This is a genomic window from Aeromicrobium sp. EU05-FHT14F07, from assembly GCF_058790455.1.
Genome location: NZ_JBYTCR010000002.1, coordinates 265,475 through 281,796 on the forward strand (window position 1 = coordinate 265,475; position 16,322 = coordinate 281,796).

Here is a 16,322-nt window from a genome sequence, read left to right on the forward strand (position 1 = left end):
CCTCGACGAGCCACAGCACGCGCCCCTGCGACGGGCCCCGCGAACGAGGCCCACCGACGAGTCCGGAGAACCTACTCACCGGTCGCTCCCCCCGTGGTGCGGCGTGGGCCGAGGGTGACAAGATGGCTGGCGAACGACCATTCCACGCGGGAGGACACTGTGGCGGACAGCCCGGGCGACCAGAGCACGAACACCTTCGACATCGTCATCCTGGGCGGCGGCAGCGGCGGTTACGCCTGTGCCCTCCGTGCGGTGCAGCTCGGCCTCAGCGTCGCGCTCGTCGAGAAGGGCAAGCTCGGCGGCACCTGCCTGCACAACGGCTGCATCCCGACCAAGGCGCTGCTGCACGCCGCCGAGGTCGCCGACGAGACCCGCCACAGCGAGACCTACGGCGTCAAGGCGACGTTCGAGGGCATCGACATGGCGCAGGTCAACAGCTACAAGGCCGGCGTCATCGACCGTCTCTACAAGGGCCTGCAGGGCCTCATCAAGTCCGGCGGCATCACGGTCGTCGAGGGCGAGGGTCGCCTCGTCTCCACCGACGCCGACGGCGGCGGCACGGTCGAGGTCGACGGCCAGCAGTACACCGGCCGCAACGTCGTGCTCGCGACCGGCTCCTACGCCCGCAGCCTGCCCGGCCTCGAGATCGGCGGCCGCGTGGTGACGAGCGAGGAGGCCCTCACGATGAGCGAGGTCCCCGAGAAGGTCGTCATCATCGGCGGCAGCGTCATCGGCGTGGAGTTCGCGTCCGTCTGGCGCTCGTTCGGCGCCGAGGTCACCATCATCGAGGCGCTCCCGTCGCTGGTCCCCCTGGAGGACCCGACGCTGTCGAAGAACCTCGAGCGCGCGTTCCGCAAGCGCAAGATCGCCTTCAAGACCGGCACCAAGTTCTCCGGCGTCGAGCAGACCGACAGCGGCGTCAAGGTGTCGCTCGAGGACGGCTCGACCATCGAGACCGACCTCGTCCTCGTCGCGGTGGGTCGCGGCCCGAACGGCAACGGCAACGGCTTCGAGGAGGCCGGCGTCACGGTCGACCGCGGCTGGGTCCCCACCGACGAGCGGCTGCGCACGAACCAGCCGGGCGTCTTCGCCGTCGGCGACCTCGTGCCCGGCCTGCAGCTCGCGCACCGCGGCTTCGCCCACGGCATCTTCGTGGCCGAGGAGATCGCGGGCCTCTCGCCGCAGCCCGTCCTCGACCCGGGCATCCCGCGCGTCACCTACTGCGACCCCGAGCTCGCGTCGGTCGGCATCACCGAGCCGCAGGCCAAGGAGAAGTACGGCGACGACAACGTCGAGACGGTCGAGTACAACCTCGGCGGCAACGGCAAGAGCCAGATCCTGGGCACGGCCGGCGTCATCAAGCTCGTCCGCGAGAAGGACGGTCCGATCGTCGGCGTCCACATGATCGGCGCCCGCTACGGCGAGCAGGTCGGCGAGGCCTCCCTCATCGTCAACTGGGAGGCCTACCCCGAGGACGTCGCGCAGCTGATCCACGCGCACCCCACCCAGAACGAGGCTCTCGGCGAGGCTGCCCTCGCCCTGGCCGGCAAGCCCCTCCACTCGCACGCCTGACCCGAACGAGGACGACATCATGGCAACGACCGTCACCCTTCCCGAGCTCGGCGAGAGCGTCACCGAGGGCACCGTCACCACCTGGCTCAAGAACGTCGGCGACACCGTCGAGGTCGACGAGCCGCTGCTCGAGATCTCCACCGACAAGGTCGACACCGAGATCCCCTCCCCCGTCGCGGGCACCATCCTCGAGATCAAGGTCGAGGAGGACGAGACCGTCGAGGTCGGCGCCGACCTCGCCGTGATCGGCGACGCCGACGAGAGCCCGTCCGACGGCGGCTCCGAGGCGCCGGCCGAGCCGGAGGAGACCGAGGACGCCGACGTCGAGGAGTCCTCCTCCGACGAGGCCTCCGCCGAGCAGCCCGGTGAGGAGCCGGCGCGCGAGGACGACGGCACGCCCGTCAACCAGCACGGCGAGGAGCCGCACCTGGAGACGAAGTCCACCGGCGAGGGCACCGAGGTCACGCTGCCCGAGCTCGGCGAGAGCGTCACCGAGGGCACCGTCACCACCTGGCTCAAGAACGTCGGCGACACCGTCGAGGTCGACGAGCCGCTGCTCGAGATCTCCACCGACAAGGTCGACACCGAGATCCCCTCCCCCGTCGCGGGCACCATCCTCGAGATCAAGGTCGAGGAGGACGAGACCGTCGAGGTCGGCGCCGTGCTGGCCGTCGTCGGCGACGCGTCCGCCGCGGGCTCCTCCTCGGGCGGCTCGTCCGACGAGGCCCCGTCGCTCGACAGCGACCCCGCCGAGGAGCCGGCGCAGGCCGAGGAGCTCGAGGAGGCCGCCGAGGCCGAGAAGAGCCAGCCGGAGAAGGCCGAGGAGGTCTCGAAGAGCGAGTCCGCTCCCGCCCCGACGGCGCAGCCGGAGAAGCAGGCTCACCCGGAGAACGAGGCGCGCCCCGAGCCGAAGCAGGAGGCCCCGCAGACGTCGGGCGCCTCGACGCAGAGCGGCGGCGACACCTACGTGACGCCGATCGTGCGCAAGCTCGCCAAGGAGCACGGCGTCGACCTCGCCACCATCACGGGCAGCGGCGTCGGCGGTCGCATCCGCAAGCAGGACGTCCTCGACGCGGCCAAGAAGGCCGAGCAGGCCGCGGCCCCCGCCCCGGCTGCGTCGGCCCCGTCCGCGCCCGCCCCGGCCGCCTCCTCGGAGCCGTCGCCGCTGCGCGGCAAGACCGAGAAGCTCAGCCGGCTGCGCAAGGTGGTCGCCTCGCGGCTCACCGAGTCGCTGCAGATCTCGGCCCAGCTCACGCAGGTGCACGAGGTCGACGTCACCGAGATCGCCCGACTGCGCGCCAAGCACAAGGACGCGTTCCTGGAGCGCGAGGGCGTCAAGCTGACGTACCTGCCGTTCTTCGCGAAGGCGGCGGTCGAGGCGCTCAAGCAGTACCCGACGCTCAACGCGGCGCTCGACCTCGAGGCCGGCACGGTCACGTACCCGGCCGGTGAGCACCTCGGCATCGCGGTGGACACCGAGCGCGGTCTGCTCGTGCCGACGATCAAGGACGCCGGCGACCTCTCGATCGCCGGGCTGGCGCGCAAGATCGCCGACGCGGCCGAGCGCACCCGCACGAACAAGATCAAGCCGGACGAGCTGTCCGGTGGCACGTTCTCGATCACCAACCTCGGCAGCAACGGCGCGCTCTTCGACACGCCGATCATCAACCAGCCGCAGGTCGCGATCCTGGGTGTCGGTGCCGTCGTCAAGCGTCCGGTCGTCATCACCGACGCGCACGGCAGCGACAGCATCGCGGTGCGCAGCATGGCGTACCTGGCGCTGACCTACGACCACCGCCTCATCGACGGTGCCGACGCCGGTCGATTCCTGACGGCGGTCAAGGAGCGACTGCAGAGCGGCTCCTTCGAGGGCGAGCTCTGACCCGCTGATGCACGTCGTCGTCGGCGGCGCGTCCGGCTTCCTGGGCTCGGCCCTGGTCTCGCACCTGCGGGACCAGGGCCACCAGGTGACGCGGCTGGTGCGTTCCGGCACCCCCGGTCCTGACGCCTCCCTGTGGGACCCCGCCGCCGGCCGGATCGACCAGGTGCTCATCGACCGCGCCGACGCCGTCGTCAACCTGTCGGGCGCGACCATCGCCCGGTGGCCGCGGACGAAGGCCTACAAGAAGCAGCTCTGGTCGTCGCGGGTCGACTCGACCACCACCATCGCCCGTGCGGTGGCGGCGTCGAGCTCCCCGACGGTGCTGCTGTCGGGCTCGGCGATGGGCATCTACGGCGCCGACCGCGGCCAGGACCGGCTCACGGAGTCGGCCGGACGTGGCGACGGCTTCCTCGCCGACCTGTGCGTCGCGTGGGAGGGCGCCACGGTCGAGGCCGAGCAGGCCGGCCAGCGCGTGGTGCGCCTGCGCACGGGCCTCCCCCTCGACGACGAGGGCGGTCTGCTGGGACCCATGCTGCTGCCGTTCAAGCTCGGCCTGGGTCCTCGGCTGGGCAACGGTCGTCAGCGCATGTCGGTCATGTCGCGCCGCGACTGGGTGCGCGCCGTGGCGTTCCTGCTGGAGCGCGACAGCATCACCGGCCCGGTGAACCTGTCGCTGCCCGAGGCACCCACGAACGCCGAGTTCACGAAGGCGCTCGGCGACGTGCTGGGCCGGCCGACCGTGCTCGTCGCCCCGGCTCCCGTGCTGCGCGTGGCGCTGGGCGCGCTCTCGGACGACCTGCTCGGGTCGCTGCGCATGGTGCCGCAGGTCCTGCTCGACAACGGCTTCGTCTTCGAGGACGCCGACCTGCCGTCGGCCCTCCGCTCGGCCCTGGCCTGACGATCACCGGACGGCGCCGACGCGCCAGCCGTCCACCGTCCACGTGAGCACGACCGTGCGTCGCGTCGGCTGGTCGCTGGGCAGCCGGTGCACCCGCTGGTCACCCAGGGCCCGGGTGGGTCCGAGCCGGTCGACGACGTCGAGCACGACCTCGCGGCTCGACCGCTCCACCACGCGGCACGAGGTGCGCTGCTGCGCCATGCCCTCGAGCCGCAACCCCCGATCGGTCCAGCCGCGCAGGACCCGCGCGTCGGCCTCGCGCAGCGTCCGCGACGCGTAGACGTCGTGCAGCCCGGCCGGGTCGGCGCTCGCGAACGCCTCTGCCCGCAGGGCGTCGAGGCGGCCGAGATCCAGGCAGGCGGGGTCGGCGTCGCCGGTGCCGAGCAGCGTGCTGCACCACGTCACGAGCGCTGCGAGCCAGCTGGTCATGACGTCAGCCTCGACGGCCCACACGCTCGCGTCGAACCGTCGTCCACACCGGGGCTACGGTAGGAGCGTGAGCCTGCAGATCATCGACGACTGGTACGGCGACCGCGCCCTCGACTACGAGACGGCCTGGGAGCTGCAGCGCGAGCTGCACGCGCAGCGGGTGGCCGACGAGGTCGCCGACACCGCGCTTCTGCTGGAGCACCCGCCCGTCTACACGGCCGGCAAGCGCACCGAGCCGCACGAGCGCCCGTTCGACGGCACGCCCGTCGTCGACGTCGACCGCGGCGGCAAGATCACGTTCCACGGTCCGGGTCAGCTGGTCGGGTACCCGATCACGCGGCTGCCGTCGCACGTCCTCGTCGTCGACTACGTCCGCCGCGTCGAGGAGGCGCTGATCCGCGCCGTCGCCGACCTCGGGGTCGCGACGGGTCGGGTGCCGGGACGCTCCGGCGTCTGGGTCGCGGCCGACGACCGCGGTCCGGAGCGCAAGGTCGCGGCGATCGGCATCCGCGTCACCCGTGGCGTGACGATGCACGGCTTCTCGCTGAACGCCGACGTGGACCTCTCCTGGTACGACCGTTTCGTGCCCTGCGGCATCGCCGATGCCGGCGTGACGACCCTGACCGCCGAGCTGGGACGCCGGGTCAGCGTGCCCGAGGCGGCCGACGCCGTGCGTCCGCACCTCGTCGACCTGCTGGGCTGGGAGCCGTACACGTCGTCGCCCGACCTGGTCCACGACGACGCGCACCCCCAGGTGCCCGTGCTGGGGCTCCCGGGGGCGGCGCGCGCCTGACGCGGACCTACTCGGCCAGGGAGAGCGCCTCGCGGTAGCCGATCTTGCCGCCGGTGCGCAGCAGGGTCCGCTCGAACACGCGGGCTCCGACCCGCACCAGCAGCACCGCCGCGAGCAGCGTGCCGCCGAGCGCGACCGCGACCTGCCAGGCGGGCACGGATCCCTCGACGAGGCGCGCCGGCATCATCATCGACGAGACGACCGGGATCATCGACACGACCGTCTTGATGCCCTCCCCGCCGAGGACGGCGAGGAAGTACGGCACGAGCAGGAGCATCTGCGCGGGCATGGTCGTCGACTGCAGGTCCTGCGTGCGCGACGCCAGCGACCCGGCGACCGACCACAGGCTGGCGAGGGCGACGAACCCGACCAGGAAGAACAGGACGTACCAGAGCATCGGCGGGCCGACCACGTCGAGCGCGCCGGCCTGGTCGGTGACCAGCAGACCGACGACCCCAGCGGCCGCGTAGGCGACGATCTGCACGACGGCGAGCACCGTGTTGCCGACGACCTTGCCCCACAGCAGCTGTCGGATCGGCACGGCGGCGGCGAGGATCTCCACGACCCGGCTCTCCTTCTCCTGCGTCACGCTGCCCGCGATGCCCATGCCCAGCCCGAGCGCCGTCAGGAAGAAGAGCAGCACGAAGACGAACGATGTCGCCTGGCGAAGGCCGGCGTTCTCGGCGGCCGGGTCGAGCAGACGCTCCGAGGTGACGGTGCCGGCGTCGAGCGCAGACAGGTCGACGTCCTGGGCGGCGGCGTTGTCCTGCAGGGCCGTCGCGCGCACTGCCGCGGTGACGGACTGCCGCACGGTCGCGTCGACGTCGCGCTCCCCCACCAGCTCGTAGCCGTCGTCGGTGGCGAGCAGGGCGGCGTCGGCGTCGCCGTCCTTCACGGCCCGCTCGGCAGCGGCGGTGTCGGCGACGTCCTTCGAGCGGATGGTGAGGGTGTCGTCGCCGGCGAGCTGGTCGGCAGCCTTGACGACTGCGGCGGCCGCGGGCTCGACGACGGCGACCGTCTGCGTCGTGTCGCGGTTCTGGAACCAGTGGACGCCGACGATCGTGGCGACGATGCCGATCACCGTCACGAGCAGACCGATGCGGAACGACTTGCTCCGCACCTGCACGTCGATCTCGCGTCGCGCGACGACCTTCCACGCATCACGCGGCGCGGGCGTGCCGCTGCTCTGGTCGGGGTGCGGGCTGTGGGTGCTCATCGGACGGACTCCCGGAAGATGTCGGACAGGGGCTGGTGCACGCGGGCGACCTCGACGACCGGGCCGCGCTCGAAGGCGGCACGCGTCAGCTCGGCGGGCTTGAGTCCGTCGAGCTCGACGAGCGCCTCGTCGCCGTCGACGTCGAGGGTGCGCACCCCGCGCAGGTCGCGCAGCCAGGCGGCGTCGGTGCCGTCCATGACGACGCGGTAGCGGACGGCACCGCTGTCGCGCAGCTCGTCGACGGGGCCGGCGGCCACGACGCGACCGCCGGACAGGATGACGAGGTCGTCGCAGAGCCGCTCGACGAGGTCGAGTTGGTGGCTGGAGAACAGCAGCGGCAGGTCGGCGGCCTCCTGCTGGAGCAGGTCGACCATCGAGTCGACGGCGAGCGGGTCGAGGCCCGAGAACGGCTCGTCGAGGACGAGGGCGCTCGGGCGGTGCACGAGCGACGCGGCGATCTGGACGCGCTGCTGGTTGCCGAGCGACAGGGTGTCGAGCAGGTCGCCGCCGCGGTCGGCGAGGTCGAAGTGCTCGAGGAGCTCGTCGACGCGGGAGCGCGCGTCGCGGGCGTCGAGCCCGTGCAGCCGCGCGAAGTAGACGAGCTGGTCGACGAGGTTCATCCGCGGGTAGAGCCCGCGCTCCTCGGGCATGTAGCCGAAGGACCGACGCACGTCGGCGGTGATGGGCTCCCCGTTCCAGCGCACCTCTCCCGAGCTGGCCCCGAGCACCCCCATGATCATCCGCATGGTGGTGGTCTTGCCCGCACCGTTCGCGCCCACGAAGCCCGTGGTGCGTCCCGGCCGGACCTCGAAGGACACGTCGTCGACGACCGTGACGTCCCCGTAGCGTCTGCTGAGCTTCTCGACGGTGATCATGCGTCCACGCTAGGGATCCGTCCAGGTTCGCCGCATCGGCCGCGCGGCCACGCCTCCCTCCCCCGCACGGCTAGGTCGAGCCCACCCCACCGCTGGTCGAGCAGCCGATGCACGCGAGGAACGAGCGTTCGCATCGGCGTATCGAGACCACTCGGCGCGGACCAGCGTCGAGCGGGCCTTCACATCGGTGGTCGAGTGGCGGCCGCGGCGAGCGCCAGCGAGCTCGGGCCGCGTATCGGGACCACCCCGCACAGATGAGCGCAGAGCGAGCAGCCGCCCCGACCGCTGGTCGAGTAGTCGATGCGCGCGAGGCACGAGCGCCGCATCGACGTATCGAGACCACCCGGGGCGGATCAGCGTCGAGCGGGCACGCACCACCGCTGGTCGAGTAGCGGTCGCGGCGAGCGCCAGCGAGCTCGAGGCCGCGTATCGAGACCACTCGACGCGGATCAGCGCAGAGCGGGCACACACCCGAGCCTGACCACTGCCGAGGTCCCGATACAGCGAGACGCCTTCGGCGTGCACCACTCGACCTGCCCTCACCGCTCCTTCGCTGCGCTCAGTCGGGTTCGGGCATCGGGTTCAGTCATCCATCAAGCCGGACTCGAACGCGACGATGACGGCCTGCACCCGGTCGCGCGCGCCGAGCTTGGTGAGGATGCGCGACACGTGCGACTTCACCGTCGCGCTGCTGACGTACATCTCGGCCGCGATCTCAGCGTTGCTGAGCCCGCGGGCGAGCGCACGGAGCACGTCGCGCTCGCGGTCGGTGAGGTCGTCGAGGACGGTCGCGTCGCCGCGGGCGCGGCCGGTGGAGCGGGCGATGACGCGACGCGTGACCTCGGGCGCGAGCAGCCCGTGACCCTGGGCCGCGAGGCCGATGGCGCTCACGAGGTCCTCGGGCGGGCAGTTCTTCAGCAGGAACCCGCTCGCGCCGGCCTGCAGGGCCGCGAACAGGTACTCGTCGTCGTCGAAGGTCGTCAGGATGAGCACCCGGGTGTCGGGGTGCTCCGCGACGATGCGCTCGGTGGCGGTGATGCCGTCCGTGCCGGGCATCTGCACGTCCATGAGCACGACGTCGGGCGTGAGCGTGGCGACCTGGCGCTGCGCCTCGTCGCCGTCGCGGGCCTCCCCCACGACCTCGATGTGGTCCTCGATCTCCAGGATCATCGAGAACCCGGCGCGGATGAGCTCCTGGTCGTCGACGAGCAGCACGCGGATGGGGGCCTGGTCGCTCATCCGTCCTCCCGGTCGACGGGGATGCGCACCCGCACGCGGAAGCCGCCCGTGGGTCGGGGGCCGATGTCGGCGAGGCCGCCGTGCATGGCGACGCGCTCACGGATGCCGTCGAGCCCGAACCCGCCGCCGTCCTCGCGGGGCGTGGAGCGGACCGGACCGTCGTCGAGCACCTCGACCTCGACCGCGGCACGCTCCCCCGGCTCGCTGAGGTGGCGCAGGGTCACCCGCGCCGACGTCGCCGCGGAGTGGCGTCGCACGTTGCTGAGCGCCTCCTGCGCGACGCGGTAGAGCGACAGCCCGACCGTGTCGGGGACGGTGAACGTCTCGCCGACGCAGTGCACCTCGACGGACGGGCGATCGGTGGTCACGGCGAGCTGTCGGACGTCGTCGAGGCCCGGCTGCGGACCACGGCCGGTGGGCGCGGTCTCGTCGTCGGAGCGGAGCAGCCCGACGATCTGGTGCATCTGCGCGACGGCCTGGCGCGACGACGTCTCGATCGCCCCGAGCGCCTCGCGGGCTCGTTCGGGCCGGGCCTCGAGGAGCCGGCTGGCACCCGCCGCCTGCACGCCGATGCCGCTGACGTGGTGCGCGACGACGTCGTGCAGGTCGCGGGCGATGCGCACCCGCTCGGCCTGCACGGCCTGCTGCTGCTCGACGTCCTGCACGGCCCGTTCGCGTTCGCGCTGGTCCTCGACGAGCGCGCTGCGGCGGGCGCTCAGGTAGGCGGCCTGCCCCCAGGCGATGGCGCCGAAGAAGTACATGACGTTCAGCGCGACGCTGTAGACGATGAGCGCGATCTTGGGCGGCAGCAGCCCGGTCTGCTCCCCCAGCGGCGGCATGAGGTCGCGGCCGAACGACCACAGCAGCCAGCCGAACATGCCGACGAGCACCACGACGGTGACGACCATCAGCGATCTCGGACGCCGCGACCACGCCCACGCGGCGTAGAGCGCGGCGAAGAGCACCATCTGGATCGTGAACACGGCGCCCAGCTCGAGCAGCCGCTCGCCGACGACGACGAAGACGGCGGAGACCAGCACGAGGACGGTCAGCGGGTACCGACGGCGCCAGCACAGGGCGAGCCCGCCGAGTGCGAACCACAGGTACGCCTCGACGCCCCTCCAGCCCGTCGAGACGCCCGAGGCGCTGGCATAGACCTGCACGGACGCGACGCTCACGAGGGCGGCGACGACCCCCAGGACGACGTCGGTCGCCAGCTGGGCGCGCGTGGGCCGAGGTCGGGTCCAGGAGCGGTCGAGGATGCTCACGCCTCGACCCTAGCGAGGCTACGCCCGGGTAGGCGTGCGCCCGTGGCGACGCTGGGACGGCGGCGTACGCTGGACGGCGTGACGATCGCACCGGACGGCCGCAAGATGCTTCGACTCGAGGTCCGCAACAGCCAGACCCCGATCGAGAAGAAGCCCGAGTGGATCAAGACCCGCGCGAAGATGGGTCCTGAGTACAACGAGCTGATGAAGCTCGTGAAGGGCGAGGGTCTGCACACGGTCTGCCAGGAGGCCGGCTGCCCCAACATCTTCGAGTGCTGGGAGGACCGCGAGGCCACCTTCCTCATCGGCGGCGAGCAGTGCACCCGTCGCTGCGACTTCTGCCAGATCGACACCGGCAAGCCGGCCCCGCTCGACCGCGACGAGCCGCGCCGCGTGGCCGAGAGCGTGCAGAAGATGGAGCTGCGCTACTCGACGATCACCGGCGTCGCCCGCGACGACCTGCCCGACGGTGGCGCATGGCTGTACGCCGAGACGGTCCGCAAGATCCACGAGCTCAACCCGGGCACCGGCGTCGAGAACCTCATCCCCGACTTCAACGGCAAGCCCGACCTGCTCGAGGAGGTCTTCAGCTCCCGGCCGGAGGTCCTCGCGCACAACGTTGAGACCGTGCCGCGCATCTTCAAGCGCATCCGTCCGGCGTTCACGTACGAGCGCTCGCTCGACGTCATCACGCAGGCGCGCGACTACGGACTGGTCACCAAGAGCAACCTCATCCTCGGCATGGGCGAGACCCGCGAGGAGGTCTCGCAGGCGCTGCGCGACCTGCACGAGGCGGGCTGCGACCTCATCACCATCACGCAGTACCTGCGCCCCTCCCCGCGCCACCACCCCGTCGAGCGCTGGGTGAAGCCCGAGGAGTTCGTCGAGCTCAAGGACGAGGCCGACGAGATCGGCTTCGCGGGCGTCATGTCGGGCCCGCTCGTGCGTTCGTCGTACCGCGCCGGACGCCTCTACCAGCAGGCCGTCGAGAAGCGTGAGTCCACGGGCGAGGTCGTGCTCCGCCACACGGACGGCGCCGCCTGAGGCACCCGTAGGATGGACGGCATGTCCACCCCTGCCGCCCCGCCCGAGGGACGTCTGCGCCAGCTGCGCCAGGCGTACAAGATCACCAAGCAGTCCGACCGCAACGTCGGACTGTTCATGCTGCTGGCCTTCGTGCTGGGTGCCGGCATCCCGGCCGTCCTGCTGCTGACGTTCGTCGGCACGGGCGTGCTCGCGATCGTCCTCACGGTCATCATCTCGGTGCTGTTCGGCATCCTCGGTGCGCTGTTCGTGCTGGGACGGCGCGCGGAGAAGGCGGCCTACTCGCAGGTCGAGGGCCAGACGGGCGCCGCCGCGGGCGCGCTGCAGATGCTGCGTCGTGGATACCACGTCAAGCAGGCGGCCGCGTTCAACAAGAACCAGGACGTCGTGCACCGCGTCGTCGGGCGTCCGGGCATCATCCTCGTCGGCGAGGGCAACTCCACGCGCGTGCGCAGCCTGATCGCCTCCGAGCGCAAGAAGCATGCACGCATCGTCGGCGACGAGGTGCCGGTGCTCGAGGTCGTCGTCGGTCGCGGCGAGGGCGAGGTGCCGCTGCCGAAGCTGATCAAGCACGTGCGCAAGCTGCCGAACGCGATCAAGCCGGCGGAGCAGACCGCCATCCTCAACAAGCTGAAGGCGCTCGACGCGATGCGTCCGGCGGCGCCCATGCCGCGCGGCCCCGTGCCGACGAGCATGAAGGGCGCCCGGCGCCAGATGCGGGGCTGATGTCCCGCACGTGGACGAGCTTGGCGCTCGCGGCGGCCCTGGGGACCGGCGCGTGCCAGGCGGCGACGCCGGGCGAGATGACGGGCCAGACGTACCGCTCGCTCGACGCGCGCGGCGACGCGCTCACGACCGACGACGTCCGCGAGGCCGGTGGAACGGACGACCCCGACCTGGCGCGCACGTTCGTCCGGGAGGGCGGTTCGGCGGAGCCGTCGGGCGCGTCGTGCCTGTACGCGCGGACGACGTACCGCGACTCCTACCGCGGCGTCGCGCGCTTCTGCTTCGACGGCGCGACGGTCGTGTCGGTGGAGCGCAACCGCGCCGACCTCGACCGCTGAGCGGCGTCAGATCCCGAGGCGGGCGACACGCGACCCGGACAGGATGTCGTGCAGCCCGCGGTGGTCCTCGTTCTGGATGATGGCGGGGATCACGAGGCACAGCAGCGCCGTGCGCAGCGCCGCGCGCGGGAGACCGATCGGCTGTCCCTCGGGCGAGACGACCTGCAGGCTCAGCACGCGCTTGCCGATCGAGTAGCCGAGCACGCCGGTCAGGAGCGTGACCTCGACGAAGAACACCCCGAGGGTCACGAAGGAGCTGACGGCCCCCTCCCCCGCCAGCGGCGTCCGGGTGACCGCGACGACGCTGAGCATCGCCACCGCCCAGTCGATGAAGAGGGCCAGCAGGCGGCGACCGAGCGAGACGTCGTACACGCCGTGAGCCTAGCGGGCCGCTCACCGCCGACACGTGGCGTTCATTCTCGAGCGAGACTTGTAACATGCCCGAAACAATGGAGTGACGGTAGGGAAACTGCCTCTGCCTAGCGTCGGTGACGCGGCCGCCGAGGCGTCCGCTCCCGCCACATCGACGACCAGGCCACCATCGCGTGGCTGAGGAGGCCCCATGTTCGGCAATGCCGACGAGTTCTTCAAGTACGTCAAGGACGAGGGCGTCGAGTACCTCGACGTCCGCTTCACCGACCTGCCCGGCATCCAGCAGCAGGTGACGCTGCCGGCGTGGACGTTCGACGCCGACGCCGCCGAGAACGGTGTGGCCTTCGACGGCTCGTCGATCCGCGGCTTCCAGAGCATCGACCAGTCCGACATGGTGCTCTACCCCGACTTCGGCACGGCCTACGTCGACCCGTTCAAGCGTCGCAAGACGATCGCGATGGACTTCTTCGTCCACGACCCGATCACCGGCGAGGCGTACTCGCGCGACCCCCGCAACATCGCCCGCAAGGCCGAGGCGTACCTCGCCACCACTGGCATCGGCGACACCGCGTTCTTCGCCCCCGAGGCCGAGTTCTACATCTTCGACCGCGTCAACTACGGCACGAGCGCCAACAAGTCGTTCTACGAGATCACGTCGCTGGAGTCGGCGTGGTCGACGGGTGACGACCTGACCGACAACCGTGGCTACAAGGTCCGCTACAAGGGCGGCTACTTCCCCGTCGCGCCGACCGACCAGACGGCCGACCTGCGCAACGACATGATGACGAACCTCGCGAACGCGGGCCTCGTCCTCGAGCGTGGTCACCACGAGGTCGGCACGGCCGGCCAGGCGGAGATCAACTACAAGTTCGACACGCTGCTCAAGGCGGCGGACGACATCATGAAGTTCAAGTACATCGTCCGGAACACGGCGTGGGCCGCGGACAAGACGGTGACCTTCATGCCGAAGCCGATCTTCGGCGACAACGGCTCGGGCATGCACGTGCACCAGTCGGTCTGGAAGGACGGCTCGCCGCTGTTCTACGACGAGGCCGGCTACGGCGGACTGTCCGACACCGCCCGTCACTACATCGGCGGCATCTTGAAGCACGCGCCGTCGCTGCTGGCGTTCACGAACCCCTCCGTGAACTCCTACCACCGTCTGGTCCCGGGCTTCGAGGCCCCGATCGCGCTGGTCTACTCCGCCCGCAACCGTTCGGCCTGCGTCCGCATCCCGATCACGGGCTCGAACCCGAAGGCCAAGCGCATCGAGTTCCGCTGCCCCGACCCGTCGAGCAACCCCTACCTGGCCTTCTCGGCCCTGCTGCTCGCCGGCATCGACGGCATCAAGAACAAGATCGAGCCGCCGGCCCCGATCGACAAGAACATCTACGAGCTCCCGCCGGAGGAGTACGCCGAGATCGACATGGTCCCGACGTCGCTGAACGCGGTCCTCGACAACCTCGAGGCTGACCACGAGTTCCTCACCCAGGGCGACGTGTTCACCCCCGACCTCATCGAGACGTGGATCGACTACAAGCGCACCGAGGAGATCCTCCCGGTCCAGCTCCGTCCGCACCCGCACGAGTTCGAGCTGTACTACGACATCTAACCGGGCCGCCGGCTGCGGTCGTTCAGGAACGCTGAACAACCGCAACAAACAGCCGCTGACCTGCAGAAACGCCGCTGAGCGACCCTTTGGTCGCTCGGCGGCGTTTGCTGTTGCTAGCCGCTCGCCTGTTACAAATCCAGTACAAATCTCGGGAGCGCCACCTTCCGCCAGGCTCGTCTCTTGGCGCTCCCCGGGCGGTCCACCCTGGGGGTCTCGGCGTAACTCGGTCGCCCGAATCGTCGCCGTCGCATCGCATGAGCTGACAACCGTCGTAGCGGATGCTCGGCGAGCGCGTTGCCAGATCATTTCCACCTGCGTGATCGCTCCCGCGCGGTTGTCGGACATAGGTGCCCGTAGACCAAACGTTCGTCAACGCCGCGAGGAGGGGCTTGATGATGGCAACAAACTCGAACGTGCCGACTGCGGAACCGGGAGTCTTCGGTCCGCGGCGTCGCGGAAACGCCAGCAGCCGGTCACCCAGGCTGGTCGATGCGCAGGAACTGTGGGACATCGACGATGTCGCGTCTTACCTCGGCGTCACCAAGCAGACCATCTACTCGTGGCGGACGACAGGCTACGGTCCCGCCGGCTTCCGTGTCGGCAAGCACCTGCGCTGGGGAGCAGCAACCGTCATCAATTGGACGGTTCGACTCGAGGAGAATCAGTGATCCCGACGGGTCCTCGGCCAGACCCGGGACCGGCGATAGCGACGGGACATCCGGCAGCACGACTTGTCCCTCGATCGGATTGTGCCGAGGACAGCCATGGCCAGCGTTAGCTCTGGCAGGCCAGCCGACGACGGCAGCCCTCGTTACGTCGTCAACTACCGAGATCCCGAGGGGCGGCAACGCCGCAAGACCTTCCGACGCAAAGCCGAGGCGGTCGCGTTTCGCAACACAGTCGAGGCGGACAAACTCCGTGGAACCTATCTTGATGTCGACGCGGGCAGGATCTCGTTTCGGACGTATGCCGAGGAGTGGCTGGCAAGCCGGACGTTCAGTCCGCTGACCTACGAGGCGACCGAGCTGCGACTCAGGCTCCACGTGTTCCCGACCCTCGGACACCTCGAACTTCGCCAGATCAAGCCGTCGACGATCCAGAAACTTCTCCGGTCGATGGAGATGGCCGAAACCTATCGACGCGTCATTTTCTCAAACGTGTCCGCCATCTTCTCTGCTGCAGTCGATGACGACATGATCGCCAAGAATCCCTGCAAGGCGAGTTCAGTGACACGGCCCGCCACGTCGCGACGAAAGGTTGTGCCGTGGCCGTCAGAGTGGGTTTCCTCCATGCACGACGCGCTGCCACCGCAGTACAGGATCGCGGTGACGTTGGGTTCGGGACTTGGACTGCGTCAAGGCGAGGTTTTCGGCCTGGCAGTCGAGGATGTCGATTTCCTTCGTGGAGTTGTCGAGGTGAGGCGTCAGGTCAAGGTCTTCGGTGGCAACCGCCTGGTCTTCGGTCTGCCGAAGGGCGACAAGACCCGGACCGTCCCACTGCCCGAAAGTGTCGGGACGGAACTCAGCAGCCACCTCGCCGCCTACCCGCGGCGCAGTGTCACGCTGCCGTGGGGCGCGCCCGAGGTTGAGAGGAAGTCGAGCGCGGGGCTCATACTGACGACACGCGAACGCTCGGCCCTCAACCGCAACTACTTCAACACGCGCCTCTGGAAGCCCGCGCAGGCGCGCGTGGGCATCGAGCAGGTGCGGGATAACGGCATGCACGCCCTCCGCCATTGGTACGCATCCGTCTTGCTGGACGCCGGCGAGTCGATCCGCGCGGTTTCTGAATACCTAGGACACAGCGATCCAGGCTTCACCTTGCGGACGTACACGCACCTCATGCCCAGCAGCTCCGAGCGTACGAGGGCCGCCATCGATCAGGCATTCGCGGAAGTGCAGGATGAGAAGCCCACGGCAGTGAATGGCGATGGCATCACCGAACTCGGCGCACCCTGAGAAGATCGACACCCGCAAGCAGCGAGTAACCCTGCACAAGGTTGGTCTTCTACAGAGAAGGTCGATGACCCAACAGGTAAGACGACAATGGGACCCAGGG

16 protein-coding genes are annotated in these 16,322 nt (G+C 70.1%); 10 read left to right on the plus strand and 6 right to left on the minus strand.

Translation table 11 applies throughout. From position 1 onward, the window contains the following. The first annotated feature begins 159 nt into the window (after positions 1-159). Genes lpdA through AC3WRM_RS03605 form a run of 3 tightly spaced genes read left to right on the plus strand, consistent with a single transcriptional unit; the run spans position 160 to position 4,352 of the window. Entirely contained in the window at positions 160-1,572 is a 1,413-nt protein-coding gene (gene lpdA, locus AC3WRM_RS03595) for a dihydrolipoyl dehydrogenase (protein WP_492247100.1), read from the plus strand. A gap of 19 nt (positions 1,573-1,591) precedes the next feature. Continuing rightward, complete coding sequence (gene sucB / locus AC3WRM_RS03600; RefSeq protein ID WP_492270909.1) at positions 1,592-3,454, plus strand: 2-oxoglutarate dehydrogenase, E2 component, dihydrolipoamide succinyltransferase; 1,863 nt, start codon at positions 1,592-1,594, stop codon at positions 3,452-3,454. A 7-nt stretch (positions 3,455-3,461) separates the two neighbouring features. Next, positions 3,462-4,352: a TIGR01777 family oxidoreductase gene (locus tag AC3WRM_RS03605; RefSeq protein WP_492247097.1), complete on the plus strand. Its 891-nt coding sequence runs from the start codon at positions 3,462-3,464 to the stop codon at positions 4,350-4,352. Positions 4,353-4,355: 3 nt separating this feature from the next. Here the strand turns inward: AC3WRM_RS03605 and AC3WRM_RS03610 are convergent, their stop codons facing one another. Beyond that, complete coding sequence (locus AC3WRM_RS03610) at positions 4,356-4,781, minus strand: hypothetical protein (protein ID WP_492247096.1); 426 nt, start codon at positions 4,779-4,781, stop codon at positions 4,356-4,358. 67 nt (positions 4,782-4,848) lie between these two features. Between AC3WRM_RS03610 and lipB the strand changes: the two genes are divergently transcribed. Then, positions 4,849-5,574, plus strand: a complete 726-nt coding sequence (lipB, locus tag AC3WRM_RS03615; protein ID WP_492247095.1) for a lipoyl(octanoyl) transferase LipB — start codon at positions 4,849-4,851, stop codon at positions 5,572-5,574. Positions 5,575-5,581: 7 nt separating this feature from the next. On the opposite strand, the gene AC3WRM_RS03620 is transcribed toward lipB, so the two are convergent. The 4 genes from AC3WRM_RS03620 to AC3WRM_RS03635 form a co-directional block, all read right to left on the minus strand. Next, positions 5,582-6,790: an ABC transporter permease gene (locus AC3WRM_RS03620; RefSeq protein WP_492247094.1), complete on the minus strand. Its 1,209-nt coding sequence runs from the start codon at positions 6,788-6,790 to the stop codon at positions 5,582-5,584. Further along, complete coding sequence (locus tag AC3WRM_RS03625; protein ID WP_492247093.1) at positions 6,787-7,665, minus strand: ABC transporter ATP-binding protein; 879 nt, start codon at positions 7,663-7,665, stop codon at positions 6,787-6,789. The genes AC3WRM_RS03620 and AC3WRM_RS03625 overlap by 4 nt, the downstream gene beginning before the upstream one ends. 582 nt (positions 7,666-8,247) lie before the next feature. Further along, on the minus strand, positions 8,248-8,904 hold the full coding sequence (locus AC3WRM_RS03630) for a response regulator transcription factor (RefSeq protein ID WP_492247092.1): 657 nt from the start codon (positions 8,902-8,904) through the stop codon (positions 8,248-8,250). Next, a complete protein-coding gene (locus AC3WRM_RS03635; protein WP_492247091.1) occupies positions 8,901-10,172 on the minus strand; it encodes a sensor histidine kinase in 1,272 nt (423 codons plus the stop codon). Before AC3WRM_RS03635 ends, AC3WRM_RS03630 begins: the two co-directional genes overlap by 4 nt. A 78-nt stretch (positions 10,173-10,250) precedes the next feature. Here AC3WRM_RS03635 and lipA point away from each other — a divergent pair, with 78 nt between their 5' ends. From lipA to AC3WRM_RS03650, 3 genes are read left to right on the plus strand one after another with little or no spacing between them, the layout of a single operon-like run. Then, positions 10,251-11,216: a lipoyl synthase gene (gene lipA / locus AC3WRM_RS03640; RefSeq protein WP_253023217.1), complete on the plus strand. Its 966-nt coding sequence runs from the start codon at positions 10,251-10,253 to the stop codon at positions 11,214-11,216. A 21-nt stretch (positions 11,217-11,237) separates the two neighbouring features. Further along, the gene (locus AC3WRM_RS03645; protein ID WP_309634461.1) at positions 11,238-11,942 is read left to right on the plus strand and encodes a DUF4191 domain-containing protein; all 705 of its coding nucleotides are present in this window, start codon (positions 11,238-11,240) and stop codon (positions 11,940-11,942) included. Continuing rightward, complete coding sequence (locus AC3WRM_RS03650) at positions 11,942-12,280, plus strand: hypothetical protein (protein WP_492247090.1); 339 nt, start codon at positions 11,942-11,944, stop codon at positions 12,278-12,280. Before AC3WRM_RS03645 ends, AC3WRM_RS03650 begins: the two co-directional genes overlap by 1 nt. 6 nt (positions 12,281-12,286) lie before the next feature. On the opposite strand, the gene AC3WRM_RS03655 is transcribed toward AC3WRM_RS03650, so the two are convergent. After that, positions 12,287-12,652, minus strand: a complete 366-nt coding sequence (locus AC3WRM_RS03655; RefSeq protein WP_492247089.1) for an RDD family protein — start codon at positions 12,650-12,652, stop codon at positions 12,287-12,289. A gap of 190 nt (positions 12,653-12,842) precedes the next feature. On the opposite strand from AC3WRM_RS03655, the gene glnA reads away from it, so the two are divergent. The 3 genes from glnA (at position 12,843) to AC3WRM_RS03670 (ending at position 16,222) form a co-directional block, all read left to right on the plus strand. Further along, positions 12,843-14,264, plus strand: coding sequence for a type I glutamate--ammonia ligase (gene glnA, locus AC3WRM_RS03660; protein ID WP_492247088.1), 1,422 nt, complete (start codon positions 12,843-12,845; stop codon positions 14,262-14,264). A 392-nt stretch (positions 14,265-14,656) separates the two neighbouring features. Further along, positions 14,657-14,932: a helix-turn-helix transcriptional regulator gene (locus AC3WRM_RS03665; RefSeq protein WP_370074840.1), complete on the plus strand. Its 276-nt coding sequence runs from the start codon at positions 14,657-14,659 to the stop codon at positions 14,930-14,932. Positions 14,933-15,028: 96 nt separating this feature from the next. Continuing rightward, positions 15,029-16,222: a tyrosine-type recombinase/integrase gene (locus AC3WRM_RS03670; protein WP_235532521.1), complete on the plus strand. Its 1,194-nt coding sequence runs from the start codon at positions 15,029-15,031 to the stop codon at positions 16,220-16,222. The last annotated feature ends 100 nt before the right edge of the window (positions 16,223-16,322 follow it).

Bases quoted from the DNA above. Each gene is read 5' to 3' on its own strand.
- AC3WRM_RS03630 (WP_492247092.1), bottom strand. From the start codon at position 8,904: ATGAGCGACCAGGCCCCCATCCGCGTGCTGCTCGTCGACGACCAGGAG.
- AC3WRM_RS03605 (WP_492247097.1), top strand. From the start codon at position 3,462: ATGCACGTCGTCGTCGGCGGCGCGTCCGGCTTCCTGGGCTCGGCCCTG.
- glnA (WP_492247088.1), top strand. From the start codon at position 12,843: ATGTTCGGCAATGCCGACGAGTTCTTCAAGTACGTCAAGGACGAGGGC.
- AC3WRM_RS03670 (WP_235532521.1), top strand. From the start codon at position 15,029: ATGGCCAGCGTTAGCTCTGGCAGGCCAGCCGACGACGGCAGCCCTCGT.
- AC3WRM_RS03610 (WP_492247096.1), bottom strand. From the start codon at position 4,781: ATGACCAGCTGGCTCGCAGCGCTCGTGACGTGGTGCAGCACGCTGCTC.
- AC3WRM_RS03665 (WP_370074840.1), top strand. From the start codon at position 14,657: ATGATGGCAACAAACTCGAACGTGCCGACTGCGGAACCGGGAGTCTTC.
- AC3WRM_RS03620 (WP_492247094.1), bottom strand. From the start codon at position 6,790: ATGAGCACCCACAGCCCGCACCCCGACCAGAGCAGCGGCACGCCCGCG.
- AC3WRM_RS03650 (WP_492247090.1), top strand. From the start codon at position 11,942: ATGTCCCGCACGTGGACGAGCTTGGCGCTCGCGGCGGCCCTGGGGACC.
- sucB (WP_492270909.1), top strand. From the start codon at position 1,592: ATGGCAACGACCGTCACCCTTCCCGAGCTCGGCGAGAGCGTCACCGAG.
- AC3WRM_RS03625 (WP_492247093.1), bottom strand. From the start codon at position 7,665: ATGATCACCGTCGAGAAGCTCAGCAGACGCTACGGGGACGTCACGGTC.
- AC3WRM_RS03645 (WP_309634461.1), top strand. From the start codon at position 11,238: ATGTCCACCCCTGCCGCCCCGCCCGAGGGACGTCTGCGCCAGCTGCGC.